This window comes from Deinococcus apachensis DSM 19763, from assembly GCF_000381345.1.
In the GTDB taxonomy this organism is placed as follows: domain Bacteria; phylum Deinococcota; class Deinococci; order Deinococcales; family Deinococcaceae; genus Deinococcus; species Deinococcus apachensis.
Genome location: NZ_KB906398.1, coordinates 117,411 through 142,179, shown reverse-complemented (window position 1 = coordinate 142,179; position 24,769 = coordinate 117,411). Strand labels below are relative to the sequence as shown.

General features: G+C 69.4%; 29 protein-coding genes and 1 pseudogene. 10 read left to right on the top strand and 20 right to left on the bottom strand.

Going from position 1 to position 24,769, the window contains the following annotated elements; genetic code table 11:
• Positions 1 to 52 precede the first annotated feature (52 nt).
• From F784_RS0100845 to F784_RS0100835, 3 genes are read right to left on the bottom strand one after another with little or no spacing between them, the layout of a single operon-like run.
• Entirely contained in the window at positions 53 to 1,129 is a 1,077-nt protein-coding gene (locus F784_RS0100845; RefSeq protein ID WP_026332163.1) for a type IV pilus twitching motility protein PilT, read from the bottom strand.
• Entirely contained in the window at positions 1,126 to 1,980 is an 855-nt protein-coding gene (gene panC, locus F784_RS0100840; RefSeq protein ID WP_019584787.1) for a pantoate--beta-alanine ligase, read from the bottom strand. The genes F784_RS0100845 and panC overlap by 4 nt, the downstream gene beginning before the upstream one ends.
• 8 nt (positions 1,981 to 1,988) lie before the next feature.
• Positions 1,989 to 2,357, bottom strand: coding sequence for a phage holin family protein (locus tag F784_RS0100835; protein ID WP_019584786.1), 369 nt, complete (start codon positions 2,355 to 2,357; stop codon positions 1,989 to 1,991).
• 102 nt (positions 2,358 to 2,459) lie between these two features.
• On the opposite strand from F784_RS0100835, the gene F784_RS0100830 reads away from it, so the two are divergent.
• Positions 2,460 to 2,909 (top strand): GNAT family N-acetyltransferase, encoded by a 450-nt coding sequence (locus F784_RS0100830; protein WP_019584785.1) that lies wholly within the window; start codon positions 2,460 to 2,462, stop codon positions 2,907 to 2,909.
• A gap of 51 nt (positions 2,910 to 2,960) precedes the next feature.
• Here the strand turns inward: F784_RS0100830 and F784_RS0100825 are convergent, their stop codons facing one another.
• The 3 genes from F784_RS0100825 to F784_RS0100815 all read right to left on the bottom strand — a co-directional run bounded on the left by F784_RS0100825 (position 2,961) and on the right by F784_RS0100815 (position 5,656).
• Positions 2,961 to 4,571 carry an alpha-amylase family glycosyl hydrolase gene (locus F784_RS0100825; protein WP_019584784.1) on the bottom strand — a complete coding sequence of 537 codons (1,611 nt, stop codon included), beginning with the start codon at positions 4,569 to 4,571 and terminating at the stop codon, positions 2,961 to 2,963.
• A 66-nt stretch (positions 4,572 to 4,637) separates the two neighbouring features.
• Complete coding sequence (locus F784_RS0100820) at positions 4,638 to 4,997, bottom strand: hypothetical protein (RefSeq protein WP_019584783.1); 360 nt, start codon at positions 4,995 to 4,997, stop codon at positions 4,638 to 4,640.
• Between the two features lie 59 nt (positions 4,998 to 5,056).
• Positions 5,057 to 5,656: a septum site-determining protein MinC gene (locus tag F784_RS0100815; protein ID WP_019584782.1), complete on the bottom strand. Its 600-nt coding sequence runs from the start codon at positions 5,654 to 5,656 to the stop codon at positions 5,057 to 5,059.
• A 187-nt stretch (positions 5,657 to 5,843) separates the two neighbouring features.
• On the opposite strand from F784_RS0100815, the gene F784_RS0100810 reads away from it, so the two are divergent.
• From F784_RS0100810 to F784_RS0100800, 3 genes are all read left to right on the top strand, one after another.
• Complete coding sequence (locus F784_RS0100810) at positions 5,844 to 6,230, top strand: S1 RNA-binding domain-containing protein (protein ID WP_019584781.1); 387 nt, start codon at positions 5,844 to 5,846, stop codon at positions 6,228 to 6,230.
• A gap of 148 nt (positions 6,231 to 6,378) precedes the next feature.
• Positions 6,379 to 8,040: an FAD-binding dehydrogenase gene (locus tag F784_RS0100805; RefSeq protein WP_019584780.1), complete on the top strand. Its 1,662-nt coding sequence runs from the start codon at positions 6,379 to 6,381 to the stop codon at positions 8,038 to 8,040.
• 57 nt (positions 8,041 to 8,097) lie between these two features.
• Complete coding sequence (locus F784_RS0100800) at positions 8,098 to 9,384, top strand: S1C family serine protease (RefSeq protein WP_019584779.1); 1,287 nt, start codon at positions 8,098 to 8,100, stop codon at positions 9,382 to 9,384.
• Between the two features lie 52 nt (positions 9,385 to 9,436).
• On the opposite strand, the gene F784_RS0100795 is transcribed toward F784_RS0100800, so the two are convergent.
• The 7 genes and pseudogenes from F784_RS0100795 to F784_RS0100770 all read right to left on the bottom strand — a co-directional run bounded on the left by F784_RS0100795 (position 9,437) and on the right by F784_RS0100770 (position 13,443).
• Complete coding sequence (locus F784_RS0100795) at positions 9,437 to 9,715, bottom strand: hypothetical protein (RefSeq protein ID WP_019584778.1); 279 nt, start codon at positions 9,713 to 9,715, stop codon at positions 9,437 to 9,439.
• A 264-nt stretch (positions 9,716 to 9,979) separates the two neighbouring features.
• Complete coding sequence (locus F784_RS0100790) at positions 9,980 to 10,783, bottom strand: [LysW]-aminoadipate kinase (RefSeq protein ID WP_019584777.1); 804 nt, start codon at positions 10,781 to 10,783, stop codon at positions 9,980 to 9,982.
• Between the two features lie 75 nt (positions 10,784 to 10,858).
• Positions 10,859 to 12,055: an MFS transporter gene (locus F784_RS22095; RefSeq protein WP_051086914.1), complete on the bottom strand. Its 1,197-nt coding sequence runs from the start codon at positions 12,053 to 12,055 to the stop codon at positions 10,859 to 10,861.
• Between the two features lie 70 nt (positions 12,056 to 12,125).
• Positions 12,126 to 12,437: a GNAT family N-acetyltransferase gene (locus F784_RS0100780; protein WP_019584775.1), complete on the bottom strand. Its 312-nt coding sequence runs from the start codon at positions 12,435 to 12,437 to the stop codon at positions 12,126 to 12,128.
• 16 nt (positions 12,438 to 12,453) lie between these two features.
• Complete coding sequence (locus F784_RS22090; protein WP_019584774.1) at positions 12,454 to 12,798, bottom strand: DUF84 family protein; 345 nt, start codon at positions 12,796 to 12,798, stop codon at positions 12,454 to 12,456.
• Between the two features lie 82 nt (positions 12,799 to 12,880).
• Positions 12,881 to 12,952, bottom strand: a pseudogene (locus F784_RS27460) (DUF84 domain-containing protein); the annotation flags it as partial.
• Between the two features lie 80 nt (positions 12,953 to 13,032).
• The gene (locus F784_RS0100770; RefSeq protein WP_019584773.1) at positions 13,033 to 13,443 is read right to left on the bottom strand and encodes a DinB family protein; all 411 of its coding nucleotides are present in this window, start codon (positions 13,441 to 13,443) and stop codon (positions 13,033 to 13,035) included.
• 127 nt (positions 13,444 to 13,570) lie between these two features.
• Between F784_RS0100770 and F784_RS0100765 the strand changes: the two genes are divergently transcribed.
• The gene (locus F784_RS0100765; RefSeq protein WP_019584772.1) at positions 13,571 to 14,017 is read left to right on the top strand and encodes a response regulator; all 447 of its coding nucleotides are present in this window, start codon (positions 13,571 to 13,573) and stop codon (positions 14,015 to 14,017) included.
• 7 nt (positions 14,018 to 14,024) lie between these two features.
• On the opposite strand, the gene argC is transcribed toward F784_RS0100765, so the two are convergent.
• Positions 14,025 to 15,074: an N-acetyl-gamma-glutamyl-phosphate reductase gene (argC, locus tag F784_RS0100760; protein WP_026332162.1), complete on the bottom strand. Its 1,050-nt coding sequence runs from the start codon at positions 15,072 to 15,074 to the stop codon at positions 14,025 to 14,027.
• A gap of 269 nt (positions 15,075 to 15,343) precedes the next feature.
• Positions 15,344 to 17,257 carry a malectin gene (locus tag F784_RS22085; RefSeq protein ID WP_019584770.1) on the bottom strand — a complete coding sequence of 638 codons (1,914 nt, stop codon included), beginning with the start codon at positions 17,255 to 17,257 and terminating at the stop codon, positions 15,344 to 15,346.
• 255 nt (positions 17,258 to 17,512) lie between these two features.
• On the opposite strand from F784_RS22085, the gene F784_RS0100750 reads away from it, so the two are divergent.
• On the top strand, positions 17,513 to 18,142 hold the full coding sequence (locus tag F784_RS0100750) for a LysE family translocator (RefSeq protein ID WP_019584769.1): 630 nt from the start codon (positions 17,513 to 17,515) through the stop codon (positions 18,140 to 18,142).
• Positions 18,143 to 18,181: 39 nt separating this feature from the next.
• Here F784_RS0100750 and purB read toward each other — a convergent pair whose 3' ends face one another.
• Positions 18,182 to 19,489, bottom strand: a complete 1,308-nt coding sequence (purB, locus tag F784_RS0100745) for an adenylosuccinate lyase (protein WP_019584768.1) — start codon at positions 19,487 to 19,489, stop codon at positions 18,182 to 18,184.
• A gap of 172 nt (positions 19,490 to 19,661) precedes the next feature.
• On the opposite strand from purB, the gene F784_RS0100740 reads away from it, so the two are divergent.
• On the top strand, positions 19,662 to 20,207 hold the full coding sequence (locus F784_RS0100740) for a hypothetical protein (RefSeq protein ID WP_019584767.1): 546 nt from the start codon (positions 19,662 to 19,664) through the stop codon (positions 20,205 to 20,207).
• Between the two features lie 54 nt (positions 20,208 to 20,261).
• Here F784_RS0100740 and F784_RS0100735 read toward each other — a convergent pair whose 3' ends face one another.
• Positions 20,262 to 20,909: a hypothetical protein gene (locus F784_RS0100735; protein ID WP_019584766.1), complete on the bottom strand. Its 648-nt coding sequence runs from the start codon at positions 20,907 to 20,909 to the stop codon at positions 20,262 to 20,264.
• Positions 20,910 to 20,945: 36 nt separating this feature from the next.
• Between F784_RS0100735 and F784_RS0100730 the strand changes: the two genes are divergently transcribed.
• Together F784_RS0100730 and F784_RS26530 are read left to right on the top strand one after the other, a co-directional pair.
• Positions 20,946 to 21,737: an inositol monophosphatase family protein gene (locus F784_RS0100730; protein WP_040382274.1), complete on the top strand. Its 792-nt coding sequence runs from the start codon at positions 20,946 to 20,948 to the stop codon at positions 21,735 to 21,737.
• Positions 21,738 to 21,914 carry a hypothetical protein gene (locus F784_RS26530; RefSeq protein WP_019584764.1) on the top strand — a complete coding sequence of 59 codons (177 nt, stop codon included), beginning with the start codon at positions 21,738 to 21,740 and terminating at the stop codon, positions 21,912 to 21,914.
• On the opposite strand, the gene F784_RS0100720 is transcribed toward F784_RS26530, so the two are convergent.
• Complete coding sequence (locus F784_RS0100720) at positions 21,911 to 22,606, bottom strand: HAD family hydrolase (protein ID WP_019584763.1); 696 nt, start codon at positions 22,604 to 22,606, stop codon at positions 21,911 to 21,913. The two genes, F784_RS26530 and F784_RS0100720, sit on opposite strands and share 4 nt — an antisense overlap.
• Positions 22,607 to 22,696: 90 nt before the next feature.
• Here F784_RS0100720 and F784_RS0100715 point away from each other — a divergent pair, with 90 nt between their 5' ends.
• Positions 22,697 to 23,494, top strand: coding sequence for an SDR family NAD(P)-dependent oxidoreductase (locus tag F784_RS0100715; protein WP_019584762.1), 798 nt, complete (start codon positions 22,697 to 22,699; stop codon positions 23,492 to 23,494).
• An 86-nt stretch (positions 23,495 to 23,580) separates the two neighbouring features.
• Here the strand turns inward: F784_RS0100715 and F784_RS0100710 are convergent, their stop codons facing one another.
• Entirely contained in the window at positions 23,581 to 24,018 is a 438-nt protein-coding gene (locus tag F784_RS0100710; protein WP_019584761.1) for a disulfide bond formation protein B, read from the bottom strand.
• Between the two features lie 12 nt (positions 24,019 to 24,030).
• Complete coding sequence (locus F784_RS0100705; protein WP_026332161.1) at positions 24,031 to 24,720, bottom strand: DsbA family protein; 690 nt, start codon at positions 24,718 to 24,720, stop codon at positions 24,031 to 24,033.
• Between the last annotated feature and the right edge of the window lie 49 nt (positions 24,721 to 24,769).

Sequence of the window (24,769 nt, the reverse complement as noted above, 5' to 3'; positions counted from 1 at the left end):
GTATAGGTCAGGTCGCCCGTTTGGTTCAGCGGGGTTGCGCCACGCACCGGCCTCAGGACGCGAAGCCCGCCCGGGTCACCATCAGGCGCACCTCGTGGGGGCTGGTCGCGTGGTCGAGTGCCTCGTCGAGCGTGATGAGGTGGTGGCGGTAGAGCTGCACGAGGTGCTGGTCGAAGGTGTGCATCCCGCGGATGTTGTCCTCGATCAGGGCGTCCTTGATGAGGTAGGTCTTCTCCTCGTCCTTGATGTACTCCTGCACGAGCGGGGTGTTCAGGAGGACTTCGGTGCCCAGCACGCGGCCCAGGCCGTCGGCGCGGCGCAGCAGCCGCTGGCTGATGATCCCCACGAGCGACTCGGCGAGCTGCACCCGGATCTGGTCGCGCTCGTGCGGGGCGAAGAAGTCGATGATGCGGTTCACCGTTCGCACGGCGTCCTGGGTATGCAGCGTGCTCAGGACGAGGTGCCCGGTCTGCGCGGCGGAGAGGGCGGCCTCGACCGTCTCCTTGTCGCGCATCTCGCCGATCATGATCACGTCGGGGTCCTGACGCAGGGCGTACTTCAGGGCGGTGCGGAAGTCGCGGGTGTCCGACCCCACCTCGCGCTGCACGACCAGGCTCTTGCGGTTGCGGTGCAGGAACTCGATGGGGTCCTCGACCGTGATGATGTTGTACGCGGACGTCTGGTTGATGTAGTCGATCAGCGAGGCGAGGGTGGTGCTCTTGCCGCTGCCCGTCGGGCCCGTGACAAGGACCAGGCCGCGCGACGTCTCGGCAAAGGCCCGCATGATCTCGGCGGGCAGGCCCAGCGTCTCGAAGCCCGGGATGTTGACCATCACCGTCCGCATCACGATGCCGACCGCGCCGCGCTGCCGGAACACATTGCAGCGGAAGCGGCCCAGCCCCGGCACGCTGTGCGCGAGGTCGAGTTCGTTGCGGTAGCCGAAGTCCTCCCACTGGTCGGGCGTCAGCAGGGCCTGCGCGAGTGCGGCCGTGTCGGCCGGACCCAGCGGCTGGGTCCCGAAGGGCAGCAGGTGGCCGTCCACCCGGCCCATCGGCGGGCTGCCGACCTGGAGGTGAACGTCCGAGGCGCGGCGCCCCACCATCTCGTGCAGCAGCTCGTCGAGGGTCACGCCGGGTCCCCCTCCGGCCACAGGGGCAGGTTGTCGATCAGCCTCACGCCGAACATCCGGGCGGCCACCAGCACGCGGGTCATGGGATCATTCTCCACACGCCCTCTTTCCCGCATGTCACCGTCCACGACCGTGAGGTAGTCGAGGTCCACCTCGGGGTCCTGCCCCAGCACGTCCAGCCCCGCCTGGCGAAGCCTCGCCGTATCGAGCTCACCCGACAGCGCGGCCTCCTGCACGGCCCCTAATGCGCGGGAGAGGATCACCGCCCGGCCTCGTTGCTCGTCGGTCAGGTAGGAGTTGCGGCTGCTCAGGGCCAGCCCCGACGCCTCGCGGACGGTGGGCACGCCCACGACCTCGACCGGAACGTTCAGATCGCCCACCATCCGCCGCACGACCGCGAGCTGCTGCCAGTCCTTCTCCCCGAAGTACGCTCTATGCGGTTGCACGAGGTTGAAGAGTTTGAGGACCACCGTCGCCACCCCGTCGAAGTGGCCGGGGCGCGAGGTGCCCTCGGGCGGGCCGGAGACGCCGCCCACCGAGACGGTCGTGGCGTAGCCCGGCGGGTACATCGTGTCTACGTCGGGGTGAAAGAGCAGGTCGGCGCCTGCCTCGCCCGCGACTCTCAGATCCCGGTCGAGGTCGCGTGGATAGCGGCCCAGGTCCTCGTTCGCCCCGAACTGCCTCGGGTTGACGAACACGCTGACGACCACCGTGTCGCACTTGGCCCGGGCACGCCGGATCAGCGTGGCGTGGCCCTCGTGCAGGTAGCCCATCGTGGGGACCAGACCCACTTGTCCGGCTCGCAGCAACTTCTGCCGGAGTTCGGTGGAGCTCTCCACCACGCGCGGCATCACTGAAGTCAACGCCGCCCCCCGTCCAGCCCCAGCGCGCTGACACCCGCGTCGAGAATCCAACTGATGATTGCCAGGATGATCGCCCCCACGATCGCGGCGCCGAAGCCCGCCACGTCCAGCGCCGTCACGCTCGCCACCAGCCACAGCACGATCCCGTTGACCACGAGCGTGAAGAGGCCCAGCGTGAGCAGGTTGACCGGCAGGCTGAGGAGCAGCAGCACCGGGCGGATCAGCGCGTTCACGATGCCCAGCACGAGGGCGGCGATCAGGATGCTTCCCACGTCCGCACCCGTCGCGAAGGAGACGCCCGCGTACGTCCGCGAGACCAGGTACAGCGCCAGCGCATTCACCAGCAAGCGAATCAGAAAGCCCATAGGGTGAGGATACGGCCCCGGGGTGTGGAGGGGGGTACCTGCGAACGATTCGCGCCTTGTTCGGCTGCAGGGGTGAACTCCAGGCAGCCCTAGACTGCCGTCATGTCCACGTTGCTGCTTCGACAGGCGCGCCACGACGACCTGCCGGGCCTTCAAACGCTCTACCGGCAATTCAGCCCGTCCTCCCCGGAACCGGACGAACCGGCGGCCCTCGCGGCCTGGCAGGCCCTGCTCGCTGATCCCAAGATTCACGTGCTCGTCGCGGAACGGGGCGAACTCCTGGGCACCGTCACGCTCGTGGTGGTGCCCAACCTCACGCAGGGGGCATGGCCTTACGCCCTCATCGAAAACGTGGTGACCCATGCGGACGCACGTGGGCAGGGCATCGGCACGGCGCTGATGTCACGCGCGGTGGACCTGGGCCGAGCGCTGGGCGCGTACAAAGTGATGCTGGTGACGGGACGCCGGGCGCCGGAAGTGCATCGCCTGTACGCCAAGAGTGGCCTCCGGTCGGGCGCGACCGCCTATTTTGCGCGGCTGGACAAGGAATAGCAGGAGCTGAGTCCGCCGGGTCTCGGCGTTCCCGCTCGCGTCCCGCGCCGTCTACCGCAGAATCCGCGCCTCGTTCGGCCTCAGCGCCGCGCCGCTCGCCGGGGTGTCATTCAGGCTGCTCAGCAGTGTCTCGCCCGCCGCGAGGTCTCCTGTCTCCCGGGTTTCCCCGCCGAAGTTGAGCAGCACGGTCAGCCGCTCGTCCCTCAGCCTGCGCTCGAAGGCGAACACGTCCGCGTGCCCGGCGTCCAGGGACCGGTACTCCCCGCCCACCAGCGCCGGATGCTCCCGCCGCAGCCGCGTCAGCGCCCGGAAGTAGTTCAGGTCGCTGCGCGGGTCCCCCTCCTCGGCCTGCACGTTCACCCGGTCGGCGTCGGGGGCGAGGGGCAGCCAGGGCGCGACACCTGCCGGGGCGAAGCCCGCGTTGGGGCCGCTGTCCCACTGCATCGGCGTGCGCTCGGGGTCGCGACTAGCGGCAGGCACGTCGGGCTGCTGAAGACCCGCCGGGTCCACCATCTTCTCGAAGGGGATGGATACGTTCTCCATGCCGATCTCGTCGCCGTAGTAGACGGTCGGGGTGCCGCGCAGGGTGAGGAGCAGTGTCTGTGCGACCCGGTACTGCGCCGCCCCCACCCGCGTCTTGAAGCGGTGCTGGTCGTGGTTGCCGAGCACCCAGTTCGGCCAGGTGTCGGCCAGGCGGCACGCGGCGTCGTACATGTCGGCGAACTCGCGGATCTGAACGGCGTCCCATGGAATCAGGATGAGGTGGAAGTTGAAAGGGAGGTGGACCATCTGGGCGTCCCGCGTGCCCGCATACGGGAGCAGCCGCTCGACCGGCAGGTAAATCTCGCCCACCATCATGCGGTCGTGCTCGGGGGTGGAGAATTCGTCCAGCACCTGCCGCAGCTCGCGGATGTACTCGTGCGTCTCCGGCTGGTCCTGGGTGTAGATGTGCTCCAGGCTCGCGTGCTCGATCTGGCCCGGCTGCCACTCGGGGTTCTGGGGCTCGTCCAGGAAGCGCTCGTCCTCGGCGAGCAGCCAGATCACATCCACACGGAAGCCGTCCACCCCACGCCGCATCCAGAAGCGCAGGACGTCGGCCATCGCCCGCCGCACCTCGGGGTTGCGCCAGTTCAGGTCGGGTTGGCTGGGCAGGAACTGGTGGAGGTAATACTGCCCGCTCGCCTCGTCCAGCGTCCACGCCCCGCCCCCGAAAAAGGACTTCCAGTTGTTCGGCGCGCCGCCAGCCGGGGCCGGGTCGCGCCACACGTACCAGTCGCGCTTCGGGCTGTCCTTGCCCTGTAATGCCTCCCGGAACCAGGCGTGATCCGAGGAGGTGTGGTTGGGCACGTAGTCCAGCATCACCTTCAGCCCCAGGCGGTGCGCCTCGGCGACCAGCGCGTCGAAATCCTCCAGCGTGCCGAAGAGGGGATCGATGTCGCAGTAGTCGGCCACGTCGTACCCGAAGTCGCGCATCGGACTCGTGAAGATGGGGGAGAGCCACACCGCCTCCACCCCCAGGCTCGCCACGTAGGGCAGCCGCACCGTGATGCCGCGCAGGTCACCCACCCCGTCGCCCGAGGCGTCCTGAAATGATCTGGGGTAGATCTGGTAGATGATGCCGCGTTGCCACCACTTCAGCTCGCCGGAGAGGCCCTGGGTCATGGGTCAGAGCGTAGCAGGAAAGCGGCGGGGCTGAATCGATTCAGGAAAGGTGGTGGGAGGCGGCTTTCACCCCAGCGGGCCGGGAAGAACCTCGCGCTCGCCCCGCGCCAGCCAGGCCCTCAGCTCGCCCAGGCCTTCGTCGCTCAGTGTGCTGGTCGCCCTGCCGTCCGCCGTCACGGTCCAGCCGCGTTGCTTGGCCTCGCCGGGCAGCCCGTGCAGGGCATATCGGCCCGGCCGCACCTTGCCGGACAGCCTCAGCGTGACGATCTGCCGGTAATACTCGCGCTCGAAGCGTTGTTGCAAGCGCTCCTCGCGGTTCCAGTCCGTGCCGGAAATGCCGAAGAACATGAAGAACGCCCCGAAGTCGGGCGTCGGCCACAGCCGCCTGCGCTTCGCGTTGAGATGGGTGATTTGCACCGGCTCCATTGCTCCCAGGGTAGCCAGCGCGACCCGGCCATTGGTCCCTCACCATCCCTCGGCCTGGCCTACCGGTGCGGCTCGATCACGATCACGCCGCCTTGGAGCCGGGCGAGCTCGGCGTCACTTGGCCCCTCCAGCTTCCGCATGGTGCTGAGGCTGCTGCCCTCGGGGGCGCGGGCCACGGCGTCGCCGATGCGAATCTGGGCGCTGGCGATGGGCCGGGCCCACACGATGGCGTCGGCGTTCCCGCCGTGGCCCGCGTGGACCACGCCCCGCAGCGCCCCCATCACGATCACGTCGCCGCCCGCCACCACCTCGGCGCCGGGGTTCACGTCGCCCAGGATGACCACGCTGCCCCGGTACTCACCGCGGAAGCCCGCGCGCACGCCGTGGGGCAGGATCACGGTGCGGGCGCTGCCCTCCTCGCCGCCCGGGCCGGTCACCGTGACGCGGGGGGCACGCACCCGGCCCGGCGTGCCGCCCGCCGCGCGGATGGCGGAAAGGGCCGTCTCCAGGGCGCCCGGGTCGGTGTCGCCCTGGATTTCCAGCGTCACGCTGGCGCCGAGAAGTTCCGTGCGGGGGGCGAGGGCCTGCGAGACGCTGCCCGCCGTGTCGCCCGGTTCGAGGAGGAGGTTCATGCCGCCGAGCGTGCCGCGAAGCTTCATCGGTCCCCACTCTACCCGGCCTGTCTCATCGGGAGGGCCTTCAGAACGCGCCGACGGTTTGCGGGCTTGGGGCCCGCGGCTTCCCCCGGTGTGGGCGGCTTGTCGTACACCCCCGTCTCATCTCGGCGCATGCAGCCGGGCCGGGCGTGATATAGAATGTGACTTATGCTGATTCAGGAGGGCACCCTTGGTGCAGCTTGACCCCGGCGCGGTCGTCGAGGGCCGCGTGACGCGCGTGACCGATTTCGGCGCGTTCATCCAGTTCGAGAACGGCGAGACCGGCCTCGTCCACATCTCGCAGATCGCGCACTCCTTCGTGCGGAACATCCACGACCACGTCCGCGAAGGCGAGAACGTGGAGGTCAAGGTGCTGGGCCGCGACGAGCGGGGCCGCCTCGACCTCTCCATCAAGGAGCTTTTGGAAGAACCCGAGGAGGTGCCGCGCCCCCGCGCCATCGGCCGCCAGAGCCCGCAGTTCGAGGCCAAGCTCCGCTCCTTCATGCGCGACGCCAAGGAGCGCACGGGCGGCGGCGGCGGTAAGAAAGGTCCCGCCCCCGCCAAGCGGAAGAAGTAACCAAAGTCCAGTCCGGCCTCCGGCCCCTGCCCTCCACGGCGGGGGCTGGCTTTTGTCTTGCTGAACGAGGGTGAGGCCCGCACGTTGCTTAGGGCGACAGACGGGGGCTGGAGCGGGCCTCCTCCCCTTTTCCCTGTAGTGTTGCCCCATGCCCACCCCCGATACAGACGTGATTGTCGTCGGCGCCGGACTGGCCGGACTTGTCGCCGCAGCCCAGATTGCCGACGCCGGAAAGCGCGTGCTGCTGCTGGACCAGGAAGGTGAGCAGAACCTGGGTGGGCAGGCATACTGGTCTTTCGGCGGCCTCTTTCTGGTGGACTCGCCCGAGCAGCGCAGGTTGGGCATTCGCGACTCGCGCGAGCTGGCCTGGAGCGACTGGCTGAACAACGCGAGCTTCGACCGCCCCGAGGACCACTGGCCGAGAAAATGGGCCGAAGCCTACGTGGACTTCGCGGCAGGGGAGAAGCGGGCGTGGCTGCACGCGATGGGGGTGCGCTGGTTTCCCGCTGTCGGCTGGGCCGAGCGTGGCGGACAGGGGGCGAGTGGGCCGGGGAACAGCGTGCCACGCTTTCACATCACCTGGGGCACGGGGCCGGGCGTGGTCGAGCCGTTCGAGCGGAGGGTAAGAGAACACGTGGCGGCGGGCCGTATCCGGTTCCGCTTCCGGCACCGTGTTCGTGGGTTGAACATGACGAACGGCGTCGTCCATGGTGTCCACGGGCAGGTTCTGGAACCATCCAACGAGGCGCGCGGCCAAGCGAGTTCCCGCGTGGTCGTGGACGACTTCAGCCTGAACGCGGGCGCAGTCGTCGTCACCTCCGGCGGTATCGGCGGCAACTTCGACCTCGTGCGGCGGAACTGGCCGGTCGAGCGGCTGGGGCCTCCCCCCGAGTTCATGGTCGCGGGCGTGCCGAGGTACGTGGACGGCGAACTTCAGGGCATCGTGAAAAACGCCGGGGCCAGCCTGACGAATCCCGACCGGATGTGGCACTACACTGAAGGGTTGCGGAACTGGAACCCGGTCTGGCCGAGCCACGGCATCCGCATCCTGCCCGGCCCCAGCAGCCTGTGGCTCGACCCCACCGGGCGGCGGGTGCCCTTCCCGCACTACCCCGGCTTCGACACGCTCGCCACGCTGACGCACATCACCCGCAGCGGGTATCCCTACACCTGGTTCCTGCTCAACCGTCAGATCATCAAGAAAGAGTTCGCCCTCTCGGGCAGCGAGCAGAACCCCGACCTGACGGGACGGAACGTGCAGTTAACCCTGCGCCGCGCCACCGGGCGCGTGCAGGGGCCGGTGCAGGCGTTTATGGATCACGGCGAGGACTTCGTGGTGCGGGACAATCTGCGCGACCTGGTGGCCGGGATGAATGGTCTCGTCGGCAACGACCTTCTCGACCCCGCCACCGTCGAGCGGGAGGTGCGCGAGCGCGACATGCAGCTCCTGAACGACGTGGGCAAGGACACCCAGCTCGCCCTGATCCGGGGGGCGCGGGGTCTCCGCAGCGAGCGGCTGTTCCGCGTCACTAAACCCGCGCCAATCCTCGACCCGGAGGGTGGCCCGCTCATCGCCGTGCGGCTCAACATTCTGACCCGCAAGACGCTGGGCGGGCTGGAGACGGACCTCCAGGGCCGCGTCCTGCGTCCGGGGGGCGAGGTCATGCCGGGCCTTTACGCAGCGGGCGAGGTCGCGGGTTTCGGCGGGGGCGGGATGCACGGCTACCGGGCGTTGGAGGGCACCTTCCTGGGCGGTTGCCTGTTCAGCGGGCGGAATGCCGGGCGGGCGAGCGCGGCGGCGGTGGGTTGAAGTTCATACCCCTTTCGTTTTAACCGCCGCGTAACCGAGGCGCGGCAGACTCCGCGTATGAACAAAAACCTTTCCCTCCTCGCCCTCTCGGGCACCCTCGCGCTGGGCGCGTTTGCGGGCTTTGAATTGTCGGAGCGGTCGAATGCCCAGGTGGCGAACACCCCGCCTGCCGTGACCGCTCAGGCCGCCACCCCCTCCATCACCACGACCTACGACTCGGGCCGTGCCCGCACCGAGTCGGAGGCCAACACCGTGCAGGTCGTCAAGGCTCGCCAGGACGGCTTGGTGTACGTCAGCGTCACCGAGAGTACCCAGGACAGCCCCCAGGCGCAGCTTCGCAAGCAGCTTCAGGACCAGTTCGGCTTCAACGTTCCCGGTGCCCCCGAGGGCGGCGGCGTGGAGCAGGGCACCGGCAGCGGCTTCTTTGTGAACTCGCAGGGCGACATCATTACGAACAACCACGTCGTCGAGGGCGCCAGCGAGATCACCATCCGTCTGCACGGCAACAAGCAGACCTACAAGGCCAAGGTCATCGGCCGCGCCCCCGACTTCGACCTCGCCCTGATCCGCGCTGAGGGGCTGCCGCAGGGCGCGATCAAGCCCATCCCGCTGGGTGACTCCTCGCAGCTTGACGTGGGCCTCAAGGCGATTGCGATGGGCGCCCCCTTTGGCCTGGACTTCAGCGTGTCCGAGGGCATCATCTCCAGCGTGGAGCGCACCGTGCCGGTCGGAACCAAGGAGGTCGAGCAGCCCGTCCTCCAGACCGACGCGGCGATCAACCCCGGCAACTCGGGTGGCCCGCTGCTGAACAGCGCCGGGCAGGTGATCGGCGTGAACACCCAGATTCTGTCCCCGGCGGGGGCCGTCAGCGGCGTGGGCCAGAACGCGGGCGTGGGCTTCGCCATCCCCGTGAACACCGTCAAGCGCCTGCTGCCGCAGCTCCAGGCGGGCGGTGTGATCCAGACGCCCACCCTGGGCATCCTGTTCAGCGACCTCAGCGCCCTGTCGCAGGATGAGCGCCAGAGCCTGAAGCTCCCGGCCACGGGCCTGCTCGTGCAGCAGGTGTACCCCAGCAGCCCCGCCGCACGGGCCGGGCTGAAGGGCGGCAACGTGTCCGCCGCGCAGGGCAGCGGGCGCCAGAACAGCCAGGACCAGATCGCCACGGGCGGGGACATCATCACCGCTGTGGACGGCCAGCCGGTCAGCGAGGGCGACGACCTGCGCCGCGCCGTGATTGACAAGAAGATCGGCGACACCCTGCGCCTCACCGTGCAGCGGGATGGGCAGACCCGCGACGTGACGGTGAAACTCCAGGCGTTCACCATTCCGAACAGCCAGCAGTAAACGGCAGCGGGTCAGGGGCTGGGCACAGGTGAGGTGTCCGGCCCCTCGCCTTTCAGCAGAACAGCGGCCCCAGGTCGGTCAGGACGCCGGTTGGCTCGGGTGCCCTGAATTCGTAGTTGCCGAACAGGTCCAGAAACGTCGCCTGGGAAAGCAGCCGCGTCTGTCCGCTTGGCCCGGTCGCCTGCACCTCGTCGCCGCGGGCGGTCAGGCGGTAGACGCCGACCTCGTGCAGCCGCGCCTTTTTCCCGCGCCCCTGCCGCATACAAGCGGTCACCGCGAACTCGCGCCCGCCACGCTTGGCGAGAAAAGAGAGCAAGTCGGCGGGCGTCATCGGGTGGGGAGGATAGCGCGGGTTAGGGTTTTCTCCCTCTCCCCTGGCGGGAGAGGGCCGGGGTGAGGGGGCGACCGGGCAAACGCCAACGCGGTCAAGAGGCCTTGTCGCCTCACCGCGCCGAGGGGCGAGGCCACTCACCCCCTCTGCGAGTCCCGGCCTCCCCCTCAAGGGGAGGGAGAAAGAACAACGTCTGGGAAGGGCAATTCAGGACCTGGCCCTCCACATCCTCCAAAATTCACCGGGCTGTCCCTTCACCCCGTCTCAACTCACCACCGTCCCCGCCCCCGCCAGCGCCGCGCTCACTGGCCGTCCGGTGCGGGCGTCCCCGAAGATCACGCGCTTCACGCCGCCCTGCACGGCTTCGGCAGCCCCCAGCACCTTCTTCTTCATGCGGTCCTGAGCGAAGTCGAGGTAGCTCTCCACGTCGTTCGCGGGAATGGTGGGAATCAAACTGCCCTCGTCCGGGTACTCCCGCAGCAGGCCGGGCACGTTGGAGAGCAGCAGCAGGGCGTCGGCCTTCAGGGCGACCGCCAGGGCGGCGGCGGCCCGGTCGCCGTCCACGTTGATCGCCACGCCCTCGTAGCTCGCGGCGGGGGGGGTCAGGACGGGCAGGTAGCCCGCACCCAGGAGCAGGTTCACCAGATCCACGTTCACCCGCTCGACGGTGCCGGTGTGGTCGCCGCGCAGCACCTTCACCTTGCCGTTCTCGACGGCGCGCACGCTGTCCTTGTGCCTGCCCTCAAAGATGCGCCCATCGAGTCCGCTCAGGCCAACCGCGTTCACGCCGAGGCGTTGCAGCCGCTCGACGATGCCCTTGTTCATCTTGCCGCAGTACACCATCTCGAAGATTTCGAGCGTCTCGCGGTCGGTGAAGCGCGACGTGTAGCCGCTGGGGCTCGTCACGAAGCGCGGCGGGTGGCCCAGGGCCTCGGCGACGCGGTTCGTCTCCCCGCTGCCGCCGTGCACCAGGACGAACCATTGCCCTTCCTTCCACAGTCCGGCTAGGTCGGCGCATACGGCGTCGTAGTCGATTCCGGCGCTTCCGCCCACCTTGACGATAATCATGGCTGGGAAGGTAGCATATGAAATCCAATGGGCGCAGAAGAGCAGCGAATGAAAAGAAGGAGCATTGCTTCAGCCTTAGCCTGTCCTGGCGGCCCGGCGCACCGCGAGCCGCCAGCCGGTGAGCGCCAGCCCCACCCCGACCAGGGCCGCGAAGATCGCGCCCGCCCCGAAGGCGTGGCTCACGTCATCGCCCCGCACGAAGGGCTGTGCGAGGAGCGGCGACAGGAACTGGCCCAGGAAGATGCTGGCGGAGAGGCCGCTCAACACCCGGCCCCGGGCGTGGGCGGGGGCCAGTGCGGCGAGGAAGGTGTTCAGGTTGGGTGTGACGAGCCCCGCGCCCGCCCCGCCGATCATCAGGCCCGGAACGACCCAGAGGGCTCCCGGGGCGAGGCTAACTAGCGTCCACCCGGTCGCCAGCGCGAGCAGGCTCAGGCCTGTCGTGAGGGCTGGCGTACGCGTCCCGCCCCGGCGCGAGAACCACAGCGCGGCGAGGGCGCCCGACAGGGTGCTGATTCCCATGACGAAGCCCACCCGCGCCGGGGCTACCCCCAGTCCCTCCAGCCGGTAGGGGAGCTGAGTCGGCATCAGGTAGAAGACGACCATGTACACGAGCGCCACCGCGTAGGCCGGGCCGACGAGCCGCCAGGGAATGCGCTCCGCATCCGAGGCCGCCACCCCCGGTCGGGCCGTCTCCCCCCGGGGCAGCCGCAGGGCCAGCGGCACGATCAGCAGGGCCGCCAGGTACACCGCGAAGGGGGCACGCCAGCCCACGTTCGCCAGCAGCCCACCCAGCGGGAGAAAAATCACACCTCCCAGGCTGGTAAAGGCACTCTGGAGGCCCAGGAAGCGCGCCCGCTCCGCCCCGGCGAAGAGGTCGGCCACGAGCGCCGAGCCTGCCGTCATGGTCGCCCCGACCGCCAGGCCCAGCAGCACCCGGCCCAGCATCAGGGTCCAGAGGTTGGGGGTGTAGAGCCCGCTTGATCCGGCCAGGGCATAGAGCAGCATGGCCGCCACCAGGACTGGGCGCCGCCCGATCCGGTCGGTGAGGTAGCCGCTGAGCGGGGCGCTGACCGCGATGGCGAGGCCGACCACCGTCACGGTCAGCCGCACCAGCACGTCGGCGTTGGGCACTCCGGCGAAGTGCGCCTGCATGGCGGGCAGCGAGGGCGCGATGGTCGCCCCGCTCATGATGGTGAGGGTCGCGGTGAGCAGCAGTGTGAGGCGCGTGACCCACGGCACGGCGGGGGAAGGGGAAGAGGCAGGAGCCGTCATGTCCCCGAGCCTGCGCCTCCGCCCACCCAGGTGTCAGGAAGGTAAGGCTGTTTCTGAACCAGGAACAGGGTCAGAGCCTGAACACGCCCCGCTGCCCCGGCTGCACCAGGTCCACGTACTCCCGGTGTTCGCGGATGTAGGCGGCGACGAACTGGCACATCGGCACGACCTGGCGGCCCTGCGAGCGCACGTCGTCGAGGGCGGCCCGGATCAGTTGCGAGCCGAGGCCCTGGCCCTCGTGGCCCTCCTCGACCTCGGTGTGGGTGAACATCACCGCGTCCCCGGCCGGGCGGTACTCGGCGATCCCGACCACGCGCCCGCCTTGCTTGAGTTCGTAGCGGCGTTCGGCCTCGTTGTTGCTGACCTCGGTGCCTTGCGTCATGCTCCAGGGTACAGTCCTAGCCGGAGTAGAGGCCCGCGCCCCCCGGCAGAGCGTCCCTTAAGGGAGCCGCGGCGAGTGCCACCGCCTGCCGCCACACGTCCGCGCGGGTGACCAGGCCACCGGTCACCGCCCCCACGCTGCCCACGCCGCGCTTGATGTCCGTCACGCCGAGGAGTTCGTCCATCACGACCCCGAGTTCTTCCCCGGTACGGACCCGGTCCGTCACCGCCGGGGGCAGGCGCAGATCGGCCGTGCGTGAGACCTCCACCCGGACCTGGCCGTTCCGGGCATGGGCAACCGCCACGATCCCGAACAGCCGTCCCTCCGCCCCGGCGAGCAGGACGCCGCCCTCCAGGCCCACGGCCCAGGCCCCGTCCCCCAGCCTGCGTGAGCGCCGCCCTTGCCCGGTTCACGGCGCCCTCGCGTGTCTGCGCTTCGCCAATGGGCTGCTCGGGCACGCCGCTGGGGACCATTACGCCCTCCACCCGTGCCCCCGGCCACCAGGCCTGGAACACCTCGCGGACGGGAGTCACCTTCGCCGGGTTGAGGCTGCCCACCCACACCCGGGGCGCCTCGTCCGTCCCTTCCGGTGGCGTCACTGCGGCCACTCGCCCAGCACCCGGCGCAGCAGGGCCACCTGGCCCCAGTGGTAGGCGCTGTGGGCGGCGAGGTCGGTGAGCAGGTCGCGCGCCCGGCCAGAGGGATCAGCCGCCAGCGCCTGAGCCTCGGCCAGGCCCAGCCGCAGGTCAGTCAGGCAGGCGTCGAGCGCCCGTTCGTCCGCCAGGCCCGGCCACAGGTCCAGCCCCTCCGGCCAGGTATCCGTCCGCCCCGCTGCGAGGTCCAGACTCGCGCGCTGCGTCACGGAAAGGTGCGCGAGCAGGTCCGCCAGGGTGTACGGAACGCCCGGGACGGTGCGGGTCGCCACCTCGAAAGTCAGGCCGTCCAGCAGGGTTTCGGGGTCGGGGAAAATCGCGCCGCCCCCCAGCGCGGCTTGCAGGATGTTCACGCGGCACAGGCTAGCCCGAGAAGCAGGCAAAGGGAGCCTCAAGGGACCGTTGTGGCCCGGTGAAGCGCGGTTCAGGGTTGGGTCAAGCTCATGCGTCAGACTGCGCTGAGAACGACGGGAGATACCGATGACCACGCCCACCCCCACCCCCATCGAGATCCTGCTCGTCGAGGACAGCGAACCGGACATCATCCTGACCGAGGAGGCGTTTGCCTCGGCCGGGGTCGCCAACCGGCTGCATGTCGCCCGGGACGGGGTGGAGGCCCTGGAGTTCCTGCATCACGAGCCCGGCTTTGAGGACGCCCCCCGCCCGGACATCATCCTGCTCGACATCAACATGCCGCGCATGAACGGGCTGGAGGTGCTGGCCGAACTCAAGCGCGACCCCGACCTGAGGAGCATCCCCGTGATTGTCCTGACCACCAGCCAGGCCGACGAGGACATCCTGCGTTCGTACCAGACGCACGCGGCGAGCTATGTGGTCAAGCCCGTGGATTTCGAGCACTTCTACCAGGCCATTCAGGCCTTCGGCCGCTACATGCTGAGCGTCGTGCGCCTGCCGCCGTCCGTCTGAGTCTGCCTCAGGCCGGGTGCAGCCCCGCGAATTCCAGCCCCGCCGTCTCGTCCCACCCGTGGGCGATGTTCAGGCTCTGGAGGGCGTGCCCCGCCGTGCCCTTCACCAGGTTGTCGATGGCGCTCATCAGGACCACCCGGCCCGAGTCCAGGTCCATCTCGAAGCCCAGGTCGCAGTAATTCGTCCCGTCCAGCAGCACGGGGTCGGGGTAGCGGTGAATCCCTTTGGCGACCTTCACGATGCGGATGAAGGGCTCCTGGCCGTACACCTCGCGGTAGGCGCTCCACACGTCGCGGTCGGAGTAGCCGTCGGGAATCCAGGCCTGGATGGTCGTCAGGATGCCGCGCACGTTGGGCGTGCTAATCGCGGTCAGGTGCAGCGGGAAGCGGCCCGGCAACTCCTGCTGCGCCTCGGCCGTGTGGCGGTGGCCGACCGGCTTGTACACCCGCAGACTTCCGGCCCGCTCAGGGTGGTGGCTCGCCTCGGTGGCGCTCGCGCCCGCCGCACTCGACCCCACCAGCCCGGTGGCGATGATGTCCTTGGGGAGTAGCACGCCCAGCTTCAGCAGCGGATACAGCGGCAGGATCACGCTCGTGGCGAAGCAGCCCGCGCAGGCGATGCGGGTGGCCGTCCGCAGCTCCTCGCGGTGCAGCTCGGGATTGCCGTACACCCACTCGTTCAGCCGCTCCGGCGTGGGATGCTCCTCGCCGTACGTCGCCCGGTAGACCTCCGGGTCCTTCAGGCGGAAGTCGGCGGACAGGTCCACGATCACCCGCGCCTTGCCCTCGAACTCAGCCATTCGCCTGGCGGCGCTCCCATGCGGCAGGGCCAGCACGAGGATGTCCGCCTCCTCCAGCTCGGCGGCCTTGCGAAACTTCAAGTTGGTGCGCCCCCGCAGGTTAGGGTGGACGAGGGCGACGGGCTGCCCCGCGCTGCGCTCGCTCGTCACTTGCGTGACGTTCAGGTGCGGGTGCCCCAGCGCCAGGCGCAGGAACTCCCCGCCCGCGTACCCGGAGCCGCCCACGATGGCGACGGAAAGACGGTCAGGACCACTCATGTTGCCCAGTACATCACAAGTAACAGGAGAAAAAGGAGAAGGGCTTTCAAACGTAAGGTAAGAGGCGTTACTGTCTGCCGCACACCCGCTCGGTCCCCCTGGTCGGGTCTCCTTTGGCAGGCCCTCCCGCTGTCACCTCCCTCCTCGGGGGACCCGACGGGAAGCAGCCCCGCGGTCTGAAGGCTCACGCTTTCCCTGGTCGCCCCACAGCCGAAGAACCATCCCCAAGAGCCAATGCTGCTTGGGGGCGATCTCCAGAGTTGGAACCCCTATCGCGAGACCTCGATGCCCGAGATGTTGGGGAAGTCCACGGTGGCCTTGAGCTGGATCGTCAGCTCCTTGTCCGTCACCTGCACGTTGGGCACGGGAATGACCAGCGCCCGGTTCTTCCCGCCTGCCTGGGCAAAGATGTCGAAGTTGTTCAGGATGGGCACGCCCTCCACGCTCAGATTGAAGACGCGCTTGCCCGCCGCGTTCCAGTTGATCTCGGCAAAGTGCAGCTTGACCTGATAACTGCCGTTGTCGAGCGGGAAATGGTACGTCATCACCCGCTGGTCGAGCGGCGTGTCGAGCCTGTTGTGACGGTAGGTGCGGTACAGTTGCGGGTTGTCGGTATTCGCAATGGCAACCGTGGTGGGAGTATTGGGCTGCGCGATAGCGTTACTCGGCGTGTAATAGGTGGCGAGCTTCTTGGCGCCATTCTGGTCCGTGTAGTTGTAGTTGTCTGCCACCCACACGTTGCCGTCAGGGGCAGTGAAGGTAGGACCGCCGACATTGACGAGCAGCGGCGCGGGCTTCATGTTGGAGATCAGGTACATGTTGTCGTTGTAGTCGTAGTTCACCCCCGCGTAGTCCATGATCATCAGGTACGTGTTCGGGAGCGGCTGCCCCGCGCTGTCCTTCACCGGCCAGAAGCGCATGTGGTGCCCGCACGGCTCCGCGCAGCCCGCCGCGAGGTCGGGGCCGTGCTTGTTCTTCGTGGGGTCGCTCCACTCGGCGCCGTCCACGTTGAGGCCGAAGGTGCCACTCGGCGTAAAGGTCGCCGTCGCCACGCCCGTCTCGCCCGAGGTCGGGAGCACCGCCTGAGCGTCACTGCCCGCAGTCGTGACGATGCGGTGGAGGTCGGACGCACCCTTGGGGAACCAAGAGAGGGTCGCGGGGTTGCCCTGGGTGTGAAAGGCGGCGAGCGGCGTGACGCTCACGGGCTGCGCCGGGTCGGCCTGCTGCCAGTGGGGGGAGATCACCTCGTCGCCGTTGGGGGCGACCCGGCCCTGGTGGTCGAGGCCGGGAATGACCTGATAGTCGCCGACCGGCGCCCCGGGGTCCACGAAGCTGAAGGTGTAGCCGAAGGCCCGGCGAATCTGGTCTACGCTAGGCTCCACGTTGTTCTCCGGCAGGCGCTGCCACAGCCCCGCGAGCTTCACCGCCATGTTCCCGCCGTCCGAGGTGATTGTCAGGCTGCCCTCGTGCAGGTGGTTCGCCACGTTGCCCGGCCCCTCGGCGACGAACCGGACGATGAGGTCCAGCGAGCTGCCCGGCGGCACTGTCAGGGGCGACGAGGCACTCGGGCTGGGCGTCACTGTCCACGGCCCCAAGACCGCCAGGTCCGTGATGTGCAGGTCTCCCGCGCCAACGTTCTTCACCCGCAAGGTGGCCCGGTCGTGGACGCGGTTGCTCGGCGGGTTGACGAGCGGCCCGATGCGGTTGAACACCATGCGGTCGCTCCCGGGCGCCGCCGTGAGGTTCTGGACCTCCACTTTGGACGCCTCGGCTGGCCGCGTCGCGCTCACGGTCGCGGCTGGAGACGCGGCGCCCGCAGTATCAACCGCGACCACCTGGTAATACTGCGTGGCGCCTTCGGGCGCGGAGGTGTCGGTCCACGTCGTCGCCTGGATGGGCTGCGGCGTCAGGAGTTGGAGGGGCCCGCCTTCCGCGGCTGCCCTGAACACCCTGTACCCGGCGAGGTCGCTCTCGGTGTTCGCGTTCCACTTCAGCACGATGCCGGATGGGCCGGGGGTGGCGGTGAGCCCCGTGGGCGCGGCGGGCGCGGAATTCTGCGGGGGAGTTTCGGTGGGGGGAGTCTCGGTCGGTGGCGTGCCGGGCGCGGGGCTGGAGCAGGCCCCCAGCACCAGGCTCAGCCCCAGCAGGATGGCGGCACCCCGCCGCCGGGTCGTAATGCTCATCAGGTCCTCCGTGGGAGACGAAAACGCACAAGAAATCGCCGGACACCGAAGGATGCGGCGGGGGGCGTAAACGTTTCGTAACGGAGGTGAGTGACGTGGCCCGAGCGCGGCCCGGGAGGCTCTGCCCCGATCGGCGTGGTGTCGCCGGGGAGTGTCTCCGGGTCCGCCGCTTGACACCTCCAGACGGAGCTGCATAACTGAGCCTCAGTCCCGTCGCGGAAACCCTCCCGACGCCGAGGTCAAGGAGGCTTCCCCATGCCCGACCCATCCACGCTCGCCCTCTTCGTCGTCGCCGCGCTGGCGCTGCTGGTCGTGCCGGGGCCGTCGGTGCTGTACATCGTCGCGCGCAGCCTGCATCAGGGGCGTCGGGCCGGACTCGTCTCGGCGCTTGGGGTGCAGACGGGCGGCCTGGTCCACGTCCTCGCGGCGACGGTCGGCATCTCGGCGCTCGTCCTGTCCTCCGCGCTGCTGTTCAGCGCCGTGAAGGTTCTGGGAGCCTTCTATCTCGTGTACCTCGGCGTCCGAACGCTGCTGGCCCGGGAGGAGGTCCACGCGCCCAACCTTCCCGCCCCCAGACGGCTGAGCCGGGTGTTCTGGCAGGGCGCCCTGGTGAACGCCCTCAACCCCAAGACCGCCCTCTTCTTCCTGGCCTTTCTCCCGCAATTCGTGAGGCCCGAACGCGGCCCGGTGGCCCTCCAGACGCTTATCCTCGGCGCGTTGTTCCTGCTGCTGGCGACCCTCAGCGACGGAACTTACGCCCTGCTGGCGGGCACGGTGGGGAAGAGGCTGCAAGGCAACCGGGTCTTCGCCCGCTGGCAGAAGTACGTGACGGGCAGCGTGTATATCGCGCTGGGGATCGGGACGGTGACGGCCGGGCATCGGTAACTCCGGCCCCAGTCCTGACCCACCCCGGGGCCCAGAGGCTTACAGCCCGAACCGTGCGTAGATGTCGTCCACGTGGCGCAGATACCAGTTCAGGTCGAAGGCGGCGTCCAACTCCGACTCGGTCAGCGGGTTGTCCGGGTCGGCGCGCAGCAAGTCGCGCAGGCCCTCGCCCGTCTCCCAGCTCCTGAGGGCGTTGCGCTGCACGAGGTCGTAGGCCGCCTCGCGGCTCAGGCCCTTCTCGTCGATCAGGGCGTGCAGGACGCGCTGGCTGAACACTAGGCCACCCAGGTCGTTCAGGTTCCGCAGCATCCGCTCGGGGAAGACCACCAGACCCCGCAGCACGCCCGTCAGGCGGCGGGTGGCGTAGCTCGCCCCGCTCGTGGCATCGGGCAGGATCACCCGCTCGGCGCTGGAGTGGCTGATGTCGCGCTCGTGCCATAGGGCCACGTTCTCCAGCCCGGTGACCAGAAAGCCGCGCAGCATCCGCGCGAAGCCGGTCACATTCTCCGTCAGGATGGGGTTTTTCTTGTGCGGCATCGAGGAACTGCCGGTTTGCCCCACGCTGAACGGTTCCATCGCCTCGCGGACCTCCGAGCGCTGGAGGTGGCGGATTTCCACCGCAATCTTCTCCAGCGTGGTCCCCAGGATGGCGAGGGCGGCCAGCAGCTCCGCGTGGCGGTCACGGGCGAGCGTCTGGTTGGTGACGGGCGCGGGCTGCCACCCCCACGCGGCGGCGACCTCCTCCTCGATGCGGGGCGAGACGTGCGCGTAGGTGCCCACCGAGCCCGAGAGCATGACCACCCGGACGCGCTCCCGGGCCGCGTGCAGCCGCTGGAGGTCCCGGTCGAGCGTCGCCGTCCAGTTCAGGAACTTGAGCCCGAAGGTCATGGGCTCAGCGTGGATGCCGTGGGTGCGGCCCACCGTGGGCGTGTGCTTGTGCGCCACCGCCTGGAGGCGGCAGACCTCGCGCAGCCCCCGCACGTCCGCCTCGATGAGATGCAGCGCCTCGTCGAGCAGGAGGTTTTGCGCCGTGTCTACCACGTCCGTACTCGTCAGGCCGTGGTGAATGAAGCGGGCCTCGTCACCGTAGCGCTCGGTAAGCGCCCGGGTAAAGGCCACGATGTCGTGCCGCGTGACCGCCTCGATCTGCGCGACCCGCTCGGCGAAGGTTTCGTCGAGGGGATCGGCGGCCGCGCGGGCCGTCAGGGCCTCGAAGGCCCCCCGGGGCACCTCGCCGTGCCGCGACTGCGCCTCCATCGCCGCGAGTTCCACCCGCAGCCACGCCCGGTACTTGCTCGCCTCACTCCACAGCGCCTTCATCTCGGGGGTCAGATAACGGTCGATCACGGCGGGCAGCGTACCACCCGGCGAATGCGGGGACAGTGGGGCCCCGGCTCCCCGCGTGCCCGTATGGAAAACCCGTCAAAAGGGCCAACGCCCCGTCAGGTCATGTCAGGCCAGCGTCAGTGGGGTCCACCTAAGATGCGGGGGCATTCCATTCAACACAGGAGGTTTACCCATGAAGAACTACATGATGACAGTGTTGGCCGCCGCAACCCTGGGAGTGGCCGCTGCCCAGATCGCCACAACCCCGACGACGAACGTGGCGCTGCCCGGGACCATCCCCGCCTCGGTCACCCGAACTCAGGATGACGGGGTGCAGGCCTTCCTGAAGTCGGGCGGCCAGGTCCAGCTCCTGGGTGCGGACGGTGCCGTAATCGGCACGCTGAACGCGGACGGAACGGTGGCGCTCGTCTCCGGTGCCACCCTGGCCGACGCCCGCACCGTGCGCGTCACGCCCCCGGCGGGGCAGGGCGACGCCACGACCTACACGCTGGCCCGTGACCTCTCCAAGCCCGGCGCGATCAAGTTCGAGGTGATGGGCCCGAATGGGAAGACGCTCTCCCTGCCGCTGAGCGCCGCCGTCAACCGTCAGGCGGGCCGGGGGGCGGACGACGCGGGCCAGCCCGGCAAGGCCGAGGAGGAGCACGGCGACCAGGCCGAGAAGCCGGAAAAGGCCGAGAAGGCGGAACACCCCGGCAAGGGGAAGGGCAAGGGCAAGTAGTCCCGGACGGAATGCGAAGAGGAGTGGGGGAGCCCCGCTCCTCTTTTGCCGTTCCTATCCCCCCCGCACCCCCACCCACAGCACCCGCGCGCCGGGCATCTTCAACGCATCCTGCGGCAGGTACAGGTTCCACGGGCCGTTGAAGGGCACCACGGCGGGCAGACCGAGGGCGTGCTGGAGGGCATTCTGGTAGGTCGAGCAGTCCAGGCCTCCCTCGCGGTCGAGGAGCCCGGCGACCCGGTAGGGCGTGCCGTTCAGCCGCGTCGCCTCCGCGCGCAGGGCGGGCAACTGCTCCTGACGCACGCCCACGTCGAGTACGATGACCACCTCGCGCGCCTCCAGCCGGGACGTAGACACGGTCTGCACGCCGCCGCGTAGCAGGCCCCCACCCGTAATACCCGGGGCCTCCGTCAGCAGGCCGGGAGCGAGTTTGCGCGACAGGTGGGTACACAGGCCCCAGGGCCGCGAGAGCCGCCACTGCCTGCCGCAGACCACGAGCAGGCTGCCCTCCGGCGCGCGGGCCACGGCCTCCTGAACGCTGACCAGGCGGCCTCGCGGCACCACCTGGTCGGTGAGCAGTCGGGACGCCAGGACTTCACTCCCTGCCGGTCCCTCGCGGAACTGCACTTCCCGAACCCCGCCGGGAACGCAGGAGGAGAGGGTCACGGCAAGGAGCAGGGAGGCGAGGACGGGCCGCCGCATCCCTCCATTGTGCCCGCACTCCTCTACACTCGCCGCATGACCGATCTTCATCAGGCCCTCGCGGTGGCGGTGGAGGCTGCCCGGAGCGCCGGGGCCATTCACCTTGCTCACCTGGGCCGGGACCTCCAGATTCGCAGCAAGACGACCTACAGCGACCTCGTGACCGAGGTGGACGGCGAGGCCGAGGCCGCCATCCGCGCGGTGATCGCCCGGACCTACCCCGACCACGCTGTGCTGGGCGAGGAGGAGGGGCTGGGGGGCGGTGTGGCGGACGCCCCCTTCCGCTGGGTCGTGGACCCGCTCGACGGCACCGTGAACTACGCGCACGGCTTCCCTGTTTTCTGCGCGAGCGTCGCCCTGGAGGCGCACGGGGAGCGGGTGGTCGGCGCGGTGTTCGACCCCAACCGGCAGGAACTGTTCACGGCGACGCGGGGCGGCGGTGCCTTCCTCAACGGGCAGCCCATCCAGGTCAGCGACACGCCCAGCCTGACCACGCCCGCGCTCGTGTCCACCGGCTTCCCGTACGACGCGAGCGGGGGGCGCAACCTCGACCTCGTCGCCCGGCTGCTGCGGCTGGGAATCCCGATTCGCCGTCCCGGCGCCGCCGCACTCGACCTGTGTAACGTGGCCTGCGGGCGCATGGACGCCTACTGGGAGATCGGCCTCAAGCCCTGGGACGCTGCTGCGGGCAGCCTGATCGTCCAGGAGGCGGGTGGCTCGGTGACGGACGCGAGCGGCAGGCCCGACCCCTATGGCGAGATGATCGTCGTCACCAATGGGCGGCTGCACGCCGACCTCCTCGCCCTGCTGGGGGAAGGGGCGGCCTGAATGCTGCCCGGCCTGCTCGTCGCCCTCCTCGCGCTGCTGAACCTCGGCGGGCTGGCGTCCGTCTTCCTTCACGCTGGACGTGGGGAATGGCTCCCGGCCCTCGGCTCGCTGGCGGTCGTCGCGCTGCTCGACGTGGTCGGCTTCCGGCTGCTGCGGGAACTGCGGGAGAACGGTTAGGACGTCCCCTCCAGCGCCTCCAGCAGCGCCTGCGGATCGTCGAGGACGAGGGCAGGCGCCCGCCCCAGCTCCTCGTCGCTGTCGCCGCCGCAGCGCAGCAGGACGCAGGGCACCCCTGCCTTGTGGGCCGCCTCGGCGTCGAAGGGAGTGTCGCCGACCATCAGCGCGGCGTCGGCGGGCAGGCCCAGTTTGTTCAGCCCCGCCTCCACGAGGTCGGGCTCGGGCTTGCTGCTCTCGACCTCGCTGCTGCTCACCCGGTCGAGGTTCAGGTCGTCCAGCCCCGCCTGCTTGAGCAACCCGTCGACAATCTCCGCCTCACCGCTGGTGGCGAGGGCCACCCGGAGTCCGCGGGCACGCAGCCCCTCGATCAGCGCCCGGTTGCCGCGTGTCGGCTGCAACTCCGGGATCAGCGGTTTGAAGTGCTTCAGCCAGCCCTGCGTGAGCCGCTTGCCAAGCTCGCTCTCGCCGTCCTCTCCCGTCAGCCGGGGGATAAGCTGGTCGCCGCCCATGCCGATCAGGGGCCGCACCTCCCCGAAGGAACGCTCGAAGCCCTCCTCCCGCAGCGCCTCCACCCAGGCGCGGGCATGGGCGTCGTTCGAGTCGATCAGCGTGCCGTCCACGTCCAGCAGCACGCCGCGCAGGCGGTCAGGGTTCAGGGCGGCGGCCGGATCGGCGGGCTGGAGGGCAGTCATCCGCCCAGGCTACGCGCCTCCCGGCGCACGGTCCTTGAGCCCGCCTTCACCTGCCGCACAGCCCCCGGTGCCGGGCCGCACACTGCGGGTATGACGCGTCAACGCCAGGGCAGAAACGGCCAGCCGAACCCCTCACCCGCCGCCCCACCGGGCGGAACGGTCGTCGTCACGGGGGCGGCGCGGGGCATCGGCCGGGCCATCGCGGAACTGTACGTCGAGCGCGGGCACACCGTCCTCAGCGTGGACCTCAATCTGCCGCCCATCCTGCGGGGCCAGGCCCGGGTGAAGGCCGATGTGGGCACGGCGGCGGGCCGCGAGCGCATCCTCCGCGCCGCCCGCGAACTCGGAACGGTGGACGTTCTCGTGAACAACGCCGCCTTCCAGGACGCGCCCGGCGGCGTCCTGGAAGTCAGCGAGCGCGGCTGGAGCCGCACGCTGGTCGTGAACCTCACCGCGCCGCTGATGCTCACCCGCATCCTGATCGACCTCATCCCGCGTGGCGGGGCGGTCGTCAACGTTGCCAGCGTCCAGGGCCTCTTCGCCGAGCAGGGCAACGCCGCCTACAACGCCAGCAAGGGTGGGCTGGTCAACCTCACCCGCGCGGCGGCCCTCGACCTCGCCCCGCGCGGCATCCGGGTGAACGCCGTCGCCCCCGGCGCCATCGCCACCGAGGCCGTCCTCGGCGCCATCGCGTCCAGCGAGAACCCCGAGCAGACCCGCCGCGACTACGAGGACCTCCACGCCCTGCGCCGCCTGGGCGAACCGCGCGAGGTCGCGCAGACGGTCTACTTCCTGGGGAGTGCCGAGGCGAGCTTCCTGACGGGCGCGATTGTGCCGGTGGACGGCGGCATGACGGCAAGTTTCATGATGGCGGGGAGGCCGGTGTAGGGAGCGGTCAGCAAAAGAAGCAAAGGAAGGAGGCCGTCACGTGGGCGGCCCCCTCTAGTGTTCTTTCTGACGGCGGGCCGCTTCCCCTACACCTGCTTCCCCCGCCCCCAGCTCAGCAGCGCGAGGATCAGCGTGAAGGCCGTCAGGGCCAGGACCGGGATGGTCAGCACCGAGTTGAGGTTGGCGAGCGGCCCGCCCCACAGCGGCCACTGCACGTCGCACCCGGCCGTCGTTTGCCGAACGCCGCAGACCTTGAGGGTCTGGATGATCCCCCAGTCCTCCAGGTTGTGGATCAGAGCGATGATCCAGCCGACGGCGGCGAGCGGCAGGGCGTAGGCACGGATGCTCAGGTCCCCGCGCAGGGCCGCGATGCCCAGCAGCAGGGCGAGCGGGTACATGGCGATGCGCTGGAACCAGCACAGCACGCACGGCACGAAGCCCCGCACCTCGCTGAACCACAGGCTGCCCAGCGTGGCGGCCAGCGCGACGACCCAGGCGAGGTACAGGCGATTGTCGCGGGTCACAGGGGGCGAACCTCAGCTCCCGGAGGCGGCGTCGATGGCGGCCCCCACGGTCGCGGCGTCATAGGAGGGCACCAGCTTGCCGTTCACGTAGATGGAGGGGGTGCCCGTCACGCCCGCGTTTTCCGCCTGCCGCTCGTCGGCATCCACCGCGGCGGCGGTCTCGTCGTTGTCGATGCAGGTGTTGAACTTGGCCTGGTCGAGGCCGTCCACGCTGCCCGCCAGTTCCTTCAGGCGCGATTTGGAGGCCCAGACCGCGTTCTCGGGGCCCTGCGCGCGGAAGAGGATGGCCTTCATGCGCTCGTAGGCGTCGTTGCCGCCCTGAACGAAGGCGCACTCGGCGGCCTGCGCGGCGAGCTTGCTGTCGTCCACCGGCAGGCCCGAGTTCTGGGCGATGAAGGGGAAGTTGAGGGAAACCAGCTTGGCCTTGCCGGTGTCGATGTACTTCGAGCGAATCTCGGGCAGGAAGTCATCCTCGAACCGCTTGCAGTTGGGGCACTTGAAGTCCTCAAACACGACGAGCGTGACGGGCGCGTCCGCCTGCCCCAGCACCGGCTGGCCGTCCAGATTGAAGCTCACGGTGTTTCCGCCCCCGGCGGGCTTCCCGCGCACGGCGAACAGGGCGAGGGCGATCAGCGCGGCGGCGATGAGGGTGCCGATCACCAGCACCGTGCGGTTCTGGTTGCTTCCCTGAAGTCTGGTCACGCCCAAAGTGTACCGCCCGTCCCCGGGAAAGGGACGGGCGGATGACCCG

Excerpts from the sequence above, each read along its gene's own strand:
- panC (WP_019584787.1), bottom strand. The coding sequence starts at position 1,980 with ATGCCGCGCGTGGTGGAGAGCTCCACCGAACTCCGGCAGAAGTTGCTG.
- F784_RS0100835 (WP_019584786.1), bottom strand. The coding sequence starts at position 2,357 with ATGGGCTTTCTGATTCGCTTGCTGGTGAATGCGCTGGCGCTGTACCTG.
- F784_RS0100830 (WP_019584785.1), top strand. The coding sequence starts at position 2,460 with ATGTCCACGTTGCTGCTTCGACAGGCGCGCCACGACGACCTGCCGGGC.
- F784_RS0100825 (WP_019584784.1), bottom strand. The coding sequence starts at position 4,571 with ATGACCCAGGGCCTCTCCGGCGAGCTGAAGTGGTGGCAACGCGGCATC.
- F784_RS0100820 (WP_019584783.1), bottom strand. The coding sequence starts at position 4,997 with ATGGAGCCGGTGCAAATCACCCATCTCAACGCGAAGCGCAGGCGGCTG.
- F784_RS0100815 (WP_019584782.1), bottom strand. The coding sequence starts at position 5,656 with ATGAAGCTTCGCGGCACGCTCGGCGGCATGAACCTCCTCCTCGAACCG.
- F784_RS0100805 (WP_019584780.1), top strand. The coding sequence starts at position 6,379 with ATGCCCACCCCCGATACAGACGTGATTGTCGTCGGCGCCGGACTGGCC.
- F784_RS0100800 (WP_019584779.1), top strand. The coding sequence starts at position 8,098 with ATGAACAAAAACCTTTCCCTCCTCGCCCTCTCGGGCACCCTCGCGCTG.
- F784_RS0100795 (WP_019584778.1), bottom strand. The coding sequence starts at position 9,715 with ATGACGCCCGCCGACTTGCTCTCTTTTCTCGCCAAGCGTGGCGGGCGC.
- F784_RS0100790 (WP_019584777.1), bottom strand. The coding sequence starts at position 10,783 with ATGATTATCGTCAAGGTGGGCGGAAGCGCCGGAATCGACTACGACGCC.
- F784_RS22095 (WP_051086914.1), bottom strand. The coding sequence starts at position 12,055 with ATGACGGCTCCTGCCTCTTCCCCTTCCCCCGCCGTGCCGTGGGTCACG.
- F784_RS0100780 (WP_019584775.1), bottom strand. The coding sequence starts at position 12,437 with ATGACGCAAGGCACCGAGGTCAGCAACAACGAGGCCGAACGCCGCTAC.
- F784_RS0100765 (WP_019584772.1), top strand. The coding sequence starts at position 13,571 with ATGACCACGCCCACCCCCACCCCCATCGAGATCCTGCTCGTCGAGGAC.
- argC (WP_026332162.1), bottom strand. The coding sequence starts at position 15,074 with ATGAGTGGTCCTGACCGTCTTTCCGTCGCCATCGTGGGCGGCTCCGGG.
- F784_RS22085 (WP_019584770.1), bottom strand. The coding sequence starts at position 17,257 with ATGAGCATTACGACCCGGCGGCGGGGTGCCGCCATCCTGCTGGGGCTG.
- F784_RS0100750 (WP_019584769.1), top strand. The coding sequence starts at position 17,513 with ATGCCCGACCCATCCACGCTCGCCCTCTTCGTCGTCGCCGCGCTGGCG.
- F784_RS0100740 (WP_019584767.1), top strand. The coding sequence starts at position 19,662 with ATGAAGAACTACATGATGACAGTGTTGGCCGCCGCAACCCTGGGAGTG.
- F784_RS0100735 (WP_019584766.1), bottom strand. The coding sequence starts at position 20,909 with ATGCGGCGGCCCGTCCTCGCCTCCCTGCTCCTTGCCGTGACCCTCTCC.
- F784_RS0100730 (WP_040382274.1), top strand. The coding sequence starts at position 20,946 with ATGACCGATCTTCATCAGGCCCTCGCGGTGGCGGTGGAGGCTGCCCGG.
- F784_RS26530 (WP_019584764.1), top strand. The coding sequence starts at position 21,738 with ATGCTGCCCGGCCTGCTCGTCGCCCTCCTCGCGCTGCTGAACCTCGGC.
- F784_RS0100720 (WP_019584763.1), bottom strand. The coding sequence starts at position 22,606 with ATGACTGCCCTCCAGCCCGCCGATCCGGCCGCCGCCCTGAACCCTGAC.
- F784_RS0100715 (WP_019584762.1), top strand. The coding sequence starts at position 22,697 with ATGACGCGTCAACGCCAGGGCAGAAACGGCCAGCCGAACCCCTCACCC.